Origin of the sequence: Xanthomonas sp. CFBP 8152, from assembly GCF_014199025.1 — a bacterium.
GTDB classification, from domain to species: domain Bacteria; phylum Pseudomonadota; class Gammaproteobacteria; order Xanthomonadales; family Xanthomonadaceae; genus Xanthomonas; species Xanthomonas arboricola_B.
This window is the reverse complement of sequence record NZ_JACHNO010000001.1, coordinates 1694266-1706275: the sequence shown is the minus strand read 5'-3', so window position 1 is coordinate 1706275 and position 12010 is coordinate 1694266. Positions and strand designations below refer to the sequence as shown.

The following is a 12010-nucleotide window of genomic DNA, read 5'->3' as shown; positions in this document are numbered from 1 at the left end:
AAGGAGTAAGCAATGTCGGTGTTGCGTGGAGTTCGGGTGCTGGTGGTCGAGAACGACCAGATGAATGCCATGCTGCTCGACCTGCAGCTCGTCCAGGCTGGCGCGGTCGTGCTGGGTCCGGTCGGAGAAGTTGCACAAGCGCTGGCGCTGATCCAGGCCGAGGCGCCGGAGATCGCAGTGCTCGACTACCGGCTCGGCAACGGCGAGACCAGCGAGCCGGTCGCCCGACTGCTGGCGGAGCTCGGGATTCCGTTCGTGCTGGCTACCGGTGTTGCCAGTGGCACCATCCCCCGCGGCTTCGAACGCGGCGTGATCCTGACCAAGCCCTACCTGTCCGACGAACTGATCGGCGCTCTGTCCAGGGCGCGGCAACTGAGCGGTGCCGCCAGCTGAGGGCGACAGCACAGCCGGTGCGTCACCAGCATGCGGGCGTGGCCGACGTTTGACGCTCTCCATTGCCAGCCGCCTCTGCTGGCTGCGCGCCTGCCGCGCTTGACGCAGGCCATTCCCGCGGTCGTGCCGGTTGCCGCCACTCTCGATCGCTGCCCGCTTGCCACTAGAATCGTGCATCCAGGCATGATGGGGTAGGTCACCGAATGGATATCGCCGTGTCGCCGTTTGCCGGCCTGTTGCCGGAAACGTGCGAGACAGCCGGATTGTTGCTGGCGTCGTCCGCGTGCGCCGCCGATCCGCTGCTGCGCGACTGCCAGGCGCTGCGGACGACGCTGTCAGTGTGCCTGCACGCGCAGGTTCCGATGCTGCTGGTCTGGGGCAAGCCGTCGCGCTGCATCTATAACGATGCCTGCATCGCGCTGCTGGGCGAACGCCACCCGGCAGCATTCGGCCAGCCATTGGCAGAGCTTGCAGACAGCGCTGAAGCCGACCGCACCTCTGCCGAGGCGCGTGTGGCATTGACGCTGTCGGCGTGGTCCTGCAGCCCGGTGCTGCATGCCGGCGAACATGTGGGCATGTTGTATGTCGCCAGCACCCCCGCCCCTGCTGCTGGGCCGACCCGTCGCGAGGCCGTGCCCGCGGCGGTTGCCCCCACACTCGATGAGTCATCGGCCTTCATGGCGGTGCTGCGTGGACCCAGCTACATCGTCGAAAGCGCGAGTCAACGCTTCCACGAGCTGATCGGCCAGCGTCCGTTGCTGGGCCGTGCATTACTCGAGGCGATGCCGGAAATCGCCGACAAGGGCTATCTCGAGCTGCTCGATGAGGTGAGACGCAGCGGCCGTCCTGTCATCGGCGAGTCGATGACCGCCCATCTGCAGCGTATGCCCGGCGATGCACTCGATCAGACCTTCGTGGATTTCCTGTATCAGCCGATGCGCGAGCGCGATGGCCGCCTCGATGCAATCCTGGTGCACGGACTCTCCGTCACCCAGCAACGCAGCATGGCAAGTCGCGACAGCTTCCTGCTGATGCTTGAAGACGCGTTGCAAAACGTTTCCGATCCGCGTCAGATCATCGATACCAGTGTGCGATTGCTGGGCGAACATCTGCAGGTCAATCGCTGCGCATTCGGCCTGGCGGCGGCCGACGGCAAAACCATGCACGTGATCAGTGACCATGTGCAGGACATGCCAAGCCTGCAAGGCGATTTTCCGCTGGAAGTGGCGCAAGGCCTGCGCGACGCCTTGTTGGAAAACCGCCCCTGGTTCACTACCGATGCGATGGCGCCCGGTGCACCGGACTATGTGGCGCAGCAGTATCGGCGCTCCGGCCTGCGCGCGTCGCTGGCGATTCCGCTGCACAAACACGGCCGCCTGGTTGCGGCCATCGGCGTGCATCAGCGCGCACCGCGGCGCTGGTTGCCCACCGAGATCGAAGTGGTCCGCCTGGTTGCGGCGCGCTGCTGGGAGTCCATGCAACGCGCCAAGGCGCAGCAACAACTGGCCGCCAACGAGGCACGGCTGCGCCGACTGGCCGACACACTGCCGCAGATCATCTTCATCGCCGACCCGGAGGGTCAGCCGCATTACTTCAATCGGCGCTGGTACGAATACACCGGACTGGATCCTGCCGACAGCCAGAGCGCTGCGTGGCATCGGGCCCACACCACCGATGGCCTGCAGCACTCCGCGCAGGCCTGGGCGTTGGCCATCGAGGGCGAGCGCGCCTACGAAATGGAGTGCGAACTGCAATGCCGCGACGGCCAGCGGCGCTGGCATCTGGCGCGCGCCCTGCCCGTGCGCGGCGACGACGGCAGCATCAGCGAGTGGATCGGTACCTACACCGATATCCATGACCGGCGTGCATTCGAGCAACAGCTGCGCGAAAGCGAAGTGCGCTTCCGTGCCTTGTGCGAGACGGTGCCGGCGATGATCTGGATGGCCGATGAGCAGGGCGACTGCGTGTACTGGAATCCGCGCTGGTATCACTTCACCGGGCAGGCCGAAGACCAGGCGATGGACCAGGGCTGGTGGGATGTGATGCATCCCGACGATGCCGTGCGCGTACGCGACACATTCGGACAGGCGTTGGCGCAGCATGGCGAGTTCCTGGCCGAGTACCGCGTGCGTCGTCATGACGGGCAATACCGTTGGTGCATCGATACCGCGTCGCCGCACTTCGCCAGCGACGGACGTTTTCTCGGCCACATCGGTTCGCTGACCGATATCTCCGAACGCAAGCACATCGAAGATGCCACCGCCTCCGACCGCGCCATCCTGAGCCTGATCACCACCGGCGCACCGCTACCGGCAGTGCTTGACGCCATCGCATCGAGCGTGGAAGCGCGTGGCGAGATTGCGCTGTATTGCGCGGTGATGGTGCTGGATGAAGTACGCAAGACGCTGAGCTTCGGCTCGGCGCCACATTTTCCGGTCGAGTACCGCGGGCATTTCGAAGCCTCGCCGATCGGACCGAACGGGCCGCCGTGCGCGCGCTCGGCCTATCTCGGGCAGCAGGTGATCTGCGAGGACATCCAGGCCGACCCCAGCTTCAGCGACCACCACGCGATTTCGGCGGCGCTGGGCATCGTCGCCTGCTGCGTGACGCCCATCCTGGACAGCAACGGGCAGGTGCTGGGCACGCTCAACATCTACTACGACCGCGTCCACCTGCCCTCGCTGCGCGAACAGGCGATGGCGCGCTCTGCATCGCATCTGGCCGGCATCGTCATCGAGCGCACGCGCGTGGATGCCAAGCTCAAGCAATCGCTGCAGGCCGAGACCGTCGCACGCAGTCAGGCCGAGCATGCCAGCCGGGTCAAGGACGAGTTCCTGGCTACGCTCAGCCACGAATTGCGCACGCCGCTCAATGCCATCCTGGGCTGGTCGCGGCTGATGCAGTCGGAGGTGTTCGAGCCGGCCAATCTGGGCAAGGGCCTGATCATCATCGAGCGCAGTGCGCGTGCGCAGACGCAGATCATCGACGACCTGCTCGATATGAGCGCGATCCTGTCCGGCAAAGTCCGCCTGCAGGCAGAGCACTTCGATATCGCAGGACTGATGCGCAGCACGGTGGAATTGATGCAGCCGTCGGCAGCGGCGCGCGACATCGCGCTGGAGCTGGATGCGCCCGGCGAAGGCGAGCTGTGGTTCTTCGGCGATGCCGGGCGCCTGCAGCAGGTGCTGTCCAACCTGCTCAGCAATGCACTGAAGTTCACCTCACCCGGAGGAACGGTGCGGGTGGGGCTGGACATCGAGGACGACCGGCTGCGGCTGTGCGTGCAGGACACCGGCATCGGGATCGCGGCCGAATTCCTGCCGCATGTATTCGACCGCTTTCGGCAGGCCGATGCCGGCACCACGCGGCGCGTGGGTGGGCTGGGGCTAGGCTTGTCGATCTCCCGTCAGTTGATCGATCTGCACGGCGGCAGCCTGGGGGCATCCAGTGCGGGCGAAGGCAAGGGCTCGACCTTCACCATCGTGCTGCCGTTCCAGCACGGGGTCAGCGATCTGCGCCCGGCGTCGGCCGAGTCGCTGCAGGTCGGTCCGCTGCCGCGCGATTGCCTCGGACGCCTGGATGGCGTGCGCCTGTTGCTGGTCGACGACGACCAGGATTCGCGCGAGGCGGTGGTGCAGTTCCTGACGCTTGCCGGCGCGCAGGTGCATGCGGCCGGCTCGGTGGAGGCGGCCGAGCAATGCCTTGCGGAGGCACCCTTCGATGTGTTGGTCAGCGATATTGCGATGCCGGCGCGCGACGGCTACGACCTGATCCGCACGGTACGCTCCGGTCGCGCCGACCTGCCCCGGCACATCCCCGCCATCGCTCTGACCGCCTACGTGCGCGAAGAAGACCGCGACCGCGCGGTACTTGCAGGATTCGATGCGCATATGGGCAAGCCGGTGGAGCCACCTGGTCTGGTCGACCTGATCGAGCGCCTGATCTTGCCGACGCGCACGGTACGCAGCGAGGCGTGAGATCGCCTGGAAACGCAGTAAAACAGCGTGGTCAACCACGTGCTGCTTGCAACACACACACCGACCATCCCGGCTGGTCCTTGCCCGCCCACCGTCGCGGGACCTTATGCGGCATGGATGCCGCGCAAGCGCCTACACGGACGTCCTTGCGGCGTGTCCTGCGACGGTGGGCGGGCAAGGGCCCTGCAGCAATGCCTCAGATCAGTCGCTTGACGACTGATCGTATCTGCATAAGCGCACCGCGATGGTCGGAGTGCACGGACCCCGCGGCCAAGTTGTAGATCAGCCTGCCCAAGCGCGGTCCAATCGCAGCAGCGGACCCGCCACCTTGCGAACGGGTCTATCTACACTGCCCAGCCACGCCAGGGCAGCCGCCTGGCACGCTGGCTCAGCTGCGCTTGGCGCGTGCGAACGCCGCGGCCAGCGCGTTGTCGGCCGGCGGCGCAGTGGTACGCAGCTTGCCGTTGCCCTGCGCCGGGCCACGCCCACCGCCACCATCGCGCCGGCCCTGCCCCGGGCCGCCGTTGCCGCGCTGATCGCGCGATTGGGCCGCGCCATCGGCTGGCGGTGGCGTATCGGACAGACGGCAGGTCAGTGCGATGCGTTTGCGCGCCACTTCCACTTCCAGCACCTTGACCTTGACGATGTCGCCGGCCTTGACCACATCGCGCGGATCCTTGACGAAGGTGTCCGACAACGCGGAGATGTGCACCAGACCATCCTGATGCACGCCGATATCGACGAACGCACCGAATGCGGCCACATTGCTGACCACGCCTTCGAGCACCATGCCGGGCGTGAGGTGCTTGATGTCCTCGATACCTTCGGCGAACTGTGCCGCCTTGAACTCGGGGCGCGGATCGCGGCCGGGTTTTTCCAGCTCCTTGAGGATGTCGCGCACGGTCGGTACACCGAACTGTTCGTCGGTGAACAGCTCCGGCTTGAGTCCGCGCAGAAAGCCACCGTCGCCCAGCAAGGCCTTGATCGGCCTGCCGGTGCTGCCGACGATGCGCTCGACCACCGGATAGGCTTCCGGATGCACCGCCGACACATCCAGCGGCTCGTCGCCATCGGCGATGCGCAGGAAACCGGCGCATTGCTCGAAGGTCTTGTCGCCCAGACGCGGCACCTTGAGCAGGTCCTTGCGGCGCTTGAACGGACCGTTGTCGTCGCGATGGCGCACGATGTTCTCCGCCACCGTGCTCGACAGCCCCGACACGCGCGACAGCAGCGCTGCCGACGCGGTATTGACGTACACGCCGACCGCATTGACGCAGTCTTCCACGCGCGCCTCCAGCGCCTTGGCCAACCGATACTGGTCCACATCGTGCTGGTACTGGCCCACACCGATCGCCTTGGGCTCGATCTTGACCAGTTCGGCCAGCGGATCCTGCAGGCGCCTTGCGATCGACACCGCACCGCGCAGCGACACGTCCAGGTTGGGGAACTCCCTGGCGGCGAACTCGGACGCCGAATACACCGACGCACCGGCTTCGCTGACCACGATCTTCTGCAACTTGCTCGCCCCGCACAGCGCGATCGCCTCCCCGGCGAGCTTGTCGGTCTCGCGGCTGGCGGTGCCATTGCCGATCGCGATCAGCTCCACGTTGTGCTGCAGGCACAGCTTCCTGATCGTCTGCAGCGACTGGTCCCATTGCCGCTTGGGCTCATGCGGGTAGATCGTCTCGGTGGCCACCAGCTTGCCGGTGGCATCGACCACGGCGATCTTGCAGCCGGTGCGGATACCGGGGTCGAGCCCCAGCACCACGCGTGGGCCGGCCGGCGCGGCCAGCATCAGGTCCTTGAGGTTGTCGCCGAACACGGCGATCGCCTCGGCCTCGGCCTTCTCGCGCGCCTGGTTGAACAGATCCAGCAGCAGATGCATGTGCAGCTTGGCGCGCCAGGTCAGACGGCAGGCATCCAGCAACCAGCGATCGGCCGGGCGGTTCTGGTTGGAGATGCCGGCATTGCGCGCCACACGGCCCTCGGCGTATTGATGGCCGGCCTCGGCATCGTTGCCCGGCTCCAGATCCAGATACAGGAATTCCTCGCGGCGCGCGCGAAACAGCGCCAACAAGCGGTGCGAGGGAATCTTGGACAGCGACTCGGCATGATCGAAGTAATCGCGGTACTTGGCGCCGGCCTCCTCCTTGCCCTCGGCAACGCGCGCGCGGATCACCCCATTGTCGTTCAACCAGCTGCGCAGCTCGCCCACCAAGGCGGCATCCTCGCCCCAGCGCTCCATCAGGATGGCGCGTGCGCCCTCCAGCGCCGCCTTGATGTCGGCCACGCCCTTGTCTGCATCAATGTACGGTGCAGCAGCGACTTCCGGCACCTGGTTCGGGTCGGCCAGCAGGCCGTCGGCCAGCGGCTCCAGGCCGGCCTCGCGCGCAATCTGCGCACGCGTGCGGCGTTTGGGCTTGTAAGGCAGGTACAGGTCTTCCAGCCGCGACTTGGTGTCGGCCGCCACGATCTCCCCGCGCAATTCGTCGTTGAGTTTGCCCTGCTCGCCGATGCTGGACAGGATCGCGGCGCGGCGCTCTTCCAGCTCGCGCAGATAGGTCAGGCGCGTTTCCAGATTGCGGAGCTGAGTATCGTCCAGCCCGCCGGTGACTTCCTTGCGGTAACGCGCAATGAATGGAACGCTGGCGCCTTCGTCGAGAAGGGCGATGGCGGCACGCGCCTGGGCGGGTTGGGCGCCGATCTCGTCGGCGATGGTGCGGGCGATTTGCTGGGCAAGCTGGCTGTCGTGCATGGCGGCGCGGCCGGAGCCGCTTCACTGAAAAAAGCATTTTCGCAGTGCTGGGCCGCTGCGGGAACCCGTTGACAGGATCGCCCTAAGCCTATGCCGACGCGTCTTTCGACATGTACAGACCCAACGGAAGGTCGTCAGGCAGGCGTGGATGGTGCGGAGGAATCAGAGTCCAGGAACGGTACATCCGGTACCGGATGCCTGGCACGCCAGCTGGCAACAGGCGCAGCCCTCTGAGTGGCCGCTCTTTAGCTGGCGCGACCTGCGTAATGGGTCGCCGCGCGCTCGACCAGGATGCTTTCGTGCAGGGATTCCAACGCCATCACACGGATCTTGCCGACGTCCTTCAACGGCACCATGCGCTCGACATAGATCTCCGGGCCGGCGTCGGTCATCGCACGCGACTTGCTGAACCCATAAGGCACAACGCCTTTGTCGCCATCTTTGCTGCCACCGACGTACAGAACGATCGACATGCCCACACCCTCGTTAACAACTGTGACTACGTTAGTGGCGCGAGCATAACGACCGTGCCGTGAGGAGCTTTCCACGCACGTTAACGCCGGCTGTTTGCGGTTTGGTGACGGCTGGATCCCCTCGCCGGTCTGCACGACCGCTTCACCCCGCCTGCCCGTCCAATTGCGCTCCGCCCGCACCTACGAAACCGCATGGATCTCAAAAGTGGCTACCCGTTCTGGTCGATCCGCAACGGTTTGATGCGCGCCTATCCGCGTCTGGAGCAGGACACCGATTGCGAGGTGGCCATCGTCGGTGGCGGTGTCACCGCCGCCCTGATCGCGCACGAGCTGCTCAAGCACGGGCACGAGGTGGTGGTGGTCGAGCAACGCGAGATCGGCTGGGGCAGCACCTCGGCCAGCACTGCCCTGCTGCAGTACGAAATCGACACGCCGATGATCGATCTGGCCAATCAATACGGCATGCCGGCCGCCGCGCTGGCATACGCCGCGTGCGCGCAAGCCATCCTCGACCTGCAAGGCCTTTGCAATACGCTGGGCGGCTGCGACTTCAGCCGTCAGGATAGTCTCTACTACGCCAGCCGGTCGCGGGATCTCGACGACCTGCGCGGCGAACTGGATATGCGAGAAACCCACGGTCTTCCGGTCGAATGGATCGGGCGCGCGCCGTTGTGGCAGAACTACGGCGTGCGCTCCGAGGGCGCGATCCTCAGCCGTCTGGCCGCCAGCGTCGACCCCTATCGGCTGTGCTACCGCTTGTTTGCAGAAGGCGAACAATACGGTGCGCGCATCTACGATCGCACCACGATCGCCACCCTCACACCCCACGACCGGCATGTCGAGTTGCGTACCCGGGACGGGGTCGCGCTGCGCGCCCGGCATGTCGTCATGGCCGCAGGCTACGGAAACCAACAGTGGCTGTCGCAGCGCGTGGCACGCAATCGCAGCAGCTACGCATTCGTGACCGATCCCCTGCACGACGGCGAGATGGGCGCGCTCAAGCACACCATGATGTGGGAAACCGCGCGCCCCTATCTCTACCTGCGCAGCACGCCGGATGGACGCGTGGTGGCTGGCGGCGAAGACGACAATATCGATCTCCCCGCACGTCGCGATGCACGTGTCACGAGCAAGCTTAAGACGCTGCTGAAGAAGATCCACCAGACGATGCCGGACATATGCCTGCGTCCGGCATTCGCCTGGGGCGGCACCTTCGCCGAAACCGCCGATGGACTACCGTTCTTCGGCCCACATCCCGAACATGGGCCGCGGGTGTCGTTCGCGATGGCTTACGGCGGCAACGGCATCACCTACAGCGCGATCGGCGCGGGGCTGCTGCGCGCGCAACTGGAAGGCAGGCCTCACCCGTTGTCGGAACTGTTCGGTTTTTCGCGATTACGCTGAAGTCCCCACGGCCACCAGCCGTGGCCATGCATCGCATACGCATCGGCGGCCCGTTCCAGCGGGTTGCGTACATGGATGCCGCCGCACAGGAAATACACCGGCAAGAACAGCGGGCCAAGCAGCATGTACTGGTAGACATGCGCACGCTCGTGGTCGCCCAGGCGCACCGGCGGGTGCCGACAACGCCCGGCGGCATGCGCATACGTGCTGCATTGCAGATCGAGCGAGGCGCCCTTGAGCAGGATCACGTTGCCCAGCGTCATCGCCCCGCCCGGTCCCCATGGCCAGGCATGGAACACCAAGGCGAGTTCCTCACCGGACCAGCGCGGACGCGCGCCAAAGCAGCTTCCCGTGGCACCGATCGCAAGACCGAGCAAGGTGTTGGGCAGCGTCCACAACGCGCCCAGCACCTGCACGGCAGACCACCGGCGCCGGCCGGGCGTCAATCGGCCTGGTTGGGGATCAGCAGCCACAGGATCAGATAGACCAGGATGCCGGGAAACGCGGCCGAAGCGATCGACACGATCACGAACAGGATCCGTAACAGCGTGGAGCTCCAGCCGAACCGGCGCGCGATGCCGCCGATAACGCCGGCGATCATGCGATCGTTGAGGGAACGGGACAATGCGGTGGTCGTGGCCATGGAAGGCTCCTTCGAACGTGATGCCCAGTCTAAAAAGCGCAGCGACAGCGCGTCGTGATGGCTGCGGCTGCTTGTCCCAGGTGCAGCGCAACGCGAAGTCGCATTACGCGTTGCCGCCACGCTCCTGCAACCAGCGGTGGATCGCCACCGGCACCTCGCGCTGCGCACGTCCGGAAACATAGATGCCGATATGCCCGCCGCGGAAACTCAGCTCGGTGTAGTCGTCGCTGCCGACCAAACCGCGCAATGCACGCGAGGCGTCGGGCGGTACCAGATGATCGTGTTCGGCGTAGATGTTGAGCACCGGCATGTCCACCGCCCGCAGATCGACCGCCTCCCCGCCGATGCGCACCTGCCCGCTCACCAGCCCATTGCGCTGATAGAACTGGGTGACGAACTCGCGGAAGGCCTCGCCGGCCAGATCGGGCGAATCAAAGATCCACTTCTCCATGCGCAGGAAATCTTCCAGTGCCTGCTTGTCGTCGAGGATGTCGAGCAAGCCCACGTACTTCTGCAGGTTCAGCCGGAACGGCTTGAGCATCAGGTAACTGGCGTTCATCAGATCCGCCGGCACGTTGCCCATGGTGTCCACGAACAGATCCACATCGACCATGCGCGCCCAGTTGGAGAGCATGTTGTCGGGGGTGTGGAAATCCACCGGCGTCACCATGGTGATCAGGTTGCGTACCTTCGGCCGCTGCAGCGCCGCATAGCACAGCGCAAACGTGCCGCCCTGGCAGATGCCGAGCACATCGACCGCCTCCAGCCCGGACTGCGCGCGCAGGTGATCCACCGCGCCATCGATGTAACGCAGCAGATAGTCCTCCAGGGTGAGGTAACGCTCGGAGCGGTCCGGGTAGCCCCAATCCAGCACGTAGACGTCCTGGCCGTGGCCCAGCAGGCCCTTGACCAGCGAGCGGTCGGCCTGCAGATCGACCATGTAGGGGCGGTTGACCAGCGCGTAGACGATCAGCAGCGGCGTCCTGGCCACCGGCGCCTGCTCGCCGACAAAGCGGTACAGCACCACCTTGCCGTCGCGCCAGATTTCCTCGCGCTCGGTCACGCCGTAATCCACGTCTTCCACGCCGGGCAGCAGCTTGAGCCCTTCGCGCAGCTTGCGCTGCATCGACAGGGTTTCCTGCATCAGGTCTTCGGCGCTGAATCCCAACGGGCCTTTCATGCCTGCGCTCCACGTGACTTGCGTGCGGCCGGCGTGCCGGCGGATGGCCTGGAGGCGGCGCCTTTGGCCGCCTTCGTGTTCTTGGCTGGGGCGGTTTTCGCTGACGGTTTCCTGGCCGACCTGGCCGCCGCTGGCGGCTTGGGCGCGGTCTCCGCCCTCGCTGCCGGCACGCGTCTGGCCGTGGCCGGCGCAACCGGATCAGCCGCCGCAGCGGGCTTGCCGGACGGGCTGGTGGCGGCGCGCAGCATGCGCCGCACCGCACGCTCCAGCTCGGCAATGCGGCGGTGCGCGGCGTCCATCTCCGAACGCGTCGGCATCCCGAAACGCTCGCTCAACTGCTCCACCTCTTCCTGCAGCGCGGCACGCAAGCGCATATGCGCGTTGGCGAAGCCGCCGTAGACCTCGCGAAACTGATCGGACAAGGCGACATCGGCATACGACTCCTCGGCGGCCTCGATCCACAGGTCGAACAAGGCACGCGCACTGGTCAACTGACTACCGCTGCTTTCGTGCTCGCCCAGCTTGGAGGCAAACCGCCCGAACGCCTGTTCGATGGCCGACTTGAGTTGTTCGCCATAGGCCTGCGACTGCGCCTGGTAGTCCTGCTGCGCACGGGCCAGCGTCTGCAGGCGGGCCTGGTGATTGCGGTTCACGCCGAACGCCGGCATGTCCAGCCACGGCGCGTTTTCTTCCCGCCACTTCGCCAGGGCCTGCGCGGCGTCCTGCAGCCACGGGTCGAAGCCGCCCGGGCTGCCGCCACGCAGCGAGCCCAGCGTCCACTGCATCAGCTGTTCGCCCTGCCCCTGCACGGCACGCCGCCAGGCCTCGGAGACTTCGTTGGCCGAGGTGTCGCTCCCGGCAAACTGCGCGGCCACCTGCTGCATGGTGCCGAACCAGTCGCCGGCCTGATGACGGAAGCGGTCGATCGCCTCCTGCGCCTGCGGTGCGGCCTGGGTGGGCAGCAGTTGCGACCACCAGTCCATCGCCTTGCGCCAATCCTGCGGTGGCTCGGTGCCCGGCCCCGTCCCGGGAACGGCGCCAGGCTGCGCAGCGGCGCCGGACTGGCCGTGGCGCAAGGCATCTCCCCAGGCGCTCCAGTACTGGCGCGCCTTGTCTTCGAAGTTGCCGTTGTCCGAACCGCTGGTTGCCATGATCCCCTTCCCGTGACTGTCCACCAGCCATCCT

At 66.0% G+C, this 12010-nt stretch carries 9 protein-coding genes; 3 read left to right on the top strand and 6 right to left on the bottom strand.

Annotated features, from left to right (window positions below; translation table 11 throughout):
- Positions 1-12: 12 nt before the first annotated feature.
- Both FHT09_RS07210 and FHT09_RS07205 read left to right on the top strand, forming a co-directional pair.
- Positions 13-393 carry a response regulator gene (locus FHT09_RS07210; RefSeq protein WP_104537243.1) on the top strand — a complete coding sequence of 127 codons (381 nt, stop codon included), beginning with the start codon at positions 13-15 and terminating at the stop codon, positions 391-393.
- Between the two features lie 203 nt (positions 394-596).
- On the top strand, positions 597-4370 hold the full coding sequence (locus tag FHT09_RS07205) for a PAS domain S-box protein (protein ID WP_104604683.1): 3774 nt from the start codon (positions 597-599) through the stop codon (positions 4368-4370).
- Positions 4371-4758: 388 nt separating this feature from the next.
- Here FHT09_RS07205 and FHT09_RS07200 read toward each other — a convergent pair whose 3' ends face one another.
- Together FHT09_RS07200 and FHT09_RS07195 are read right to left on the bottom strand one after the other, a co-directional pair.
- Positions 4759-7125: a Tex family protein gene (locus tag FHT09_RS07200; protein ID WP_104604685.1), complete on the bottom strand. Its 2367-nt coding sequence runs from the start codon at positions 7123-7125 to the stop codon at positions 4759-4761.
- A 245-nt stretch (positions 7126-7370) separates the two neighbouring features.
- Positions 7371-7598 carry a hypothetical protein gene (locus tag FHT09_RS07195; RefSeq protein WP_016904406.1) on the bottom strand — a complete coding sequence of 76 codons (228 nt, stop codon included), beginning with the start codon at positions 7596-7598 and terminating at the stop codon, positions 7371-7373.
- A 192-nt stretch (positions 7599-7790) separates the two neighbouring features.
- On the opposite strand from FHT09_RS07195, the gene FHT09_RS07190 reads away from it, so the two are divergent.
- Positions 7791-9002 carry an FAD-dependent oxidoreductase gene (locus FHT09_RS07190; RefSeq protein WP_104604687.1) on the top strand — a complete coding sequence of 404 codons (1212 nt, stop codon included), beginning with the start codon at positions 7791-7793 and terminating at the stop codon, positions 9000-9002.
- Here FHT09_RS07190 and FHT09_RS07185 read toward each other — a convergent pair.
- The 4 genes from FHT09_RS07185 to phaE form a co-directional block, all read right to left on the bottom strand.
- Complete coding sequence (locus FHT09_RS07185) at positions 8960-9475, bottom strand: hypothetical protein (RefSeq protein WP_104537238.1); 516 nt, start codon at positions 9473-9475, stop codon at positions 8960-8962. The two genes, FHT09_RS07190 and FHT09_RS07185, sit on opposite strands and share 43 nt — an antisense overlap.
- Positions 9445-9645 carry a PspC domain-containing protein gene (locus FHT09_RS07180; protein WP_104537237.1) on the bottom strand — a complete coding sequence of 67 codons (201 nt, stop codon included), beginning with the start codon at positions 9643-9645 and terminating at the stop codon, positions 9445-9447. Before FHT09_RS07180 ends, FHT09_RS07185 begins: the two co-directional genes overlap by 31 nt.
- Before the next feature lie 103 nt (positions 9646-9748).
- Complete coding sequence (locus tag FHT09_RS07175) at positions 9749-10825, bottom strand: class III poly(R)-hydroxyalkanoic acid synthase subunit PhaC (protein ID WP_104604689.1); 1077 nt, start codon at positions 10823-10825, stop codon at positions 9749-9751.
- On the bottom strand, positions 10822-11979 hold the full coding sequence (gene phaE / locus FHT09_RS07170; RefSeq protein WP_104604897.1) for a class III poly(R)-hydroxyalkanoic acid synthase subunit PhaE: 1158 nt from the start codon (positions 11977-11979) through the stop codon (positions 10822-10824). The genes FHT09_RS07175 and phaE overlap by 4 nt, the downstream gene beginning before the upstream one ends.
- Positions 11980-12010 lie beyond the last annotated feature (31 nt).

Excerpts from the sequence above, each read along its gene's own strand:
- FHT09_RS07190 (WP_104604687.1), top strand. The coding sequence starts at position 7,791 with ATGGATCTCAAAAGTGGCTACCCGTTCTGGTCGATCCGCAACGGTTTG.
- FHT09_RS07205 (WP_104604683.1), top strand. The coding sequence starts at position 597 with ATGGATATCGCCGTGTCGCCGTTTGCCGGCCTGTTGCCGGAAACGTGC.
- FHT09_RS07180 (WP_104537237.1), bottom strand. The coding sequence starts at position 9,645 with ATGGCCACGACCACCGCATTGTCCCGTTCCCTCAACGATCGCATGATC.
- FHT09_RS07175 (WP_104604689.1), bottom strand. The coding sequence starts at position 10,825 with ATGAAAGGCCCGTTGGGATTCAGCGCCGAAGACCTGATGCAGGAAACC.
- FHT09_RS07200 (WP_104604685.1), bottom strand. The coding sequence starts at position 7,125 with ATGCACGACAGCCAGCTTGCCCAGCAAATCGCCCGCACCATCGCCGAC.
- FHT09_RS07195 (WP_016904406.1), bottom strand. The coding sequence starts at position 7,598 with ATGTCGATCGTTCTGTACGTCGGTGGCAGCAAAGATGGCGACAAAGGC.
- FHT09_RS07210 (WP_104537243.1), top strand. The coding sequence starts at position 13 with ATGTCGGTGTTGCGTGGAGTTCGGGTGCTGGTGGTCGAGAACGACCAG.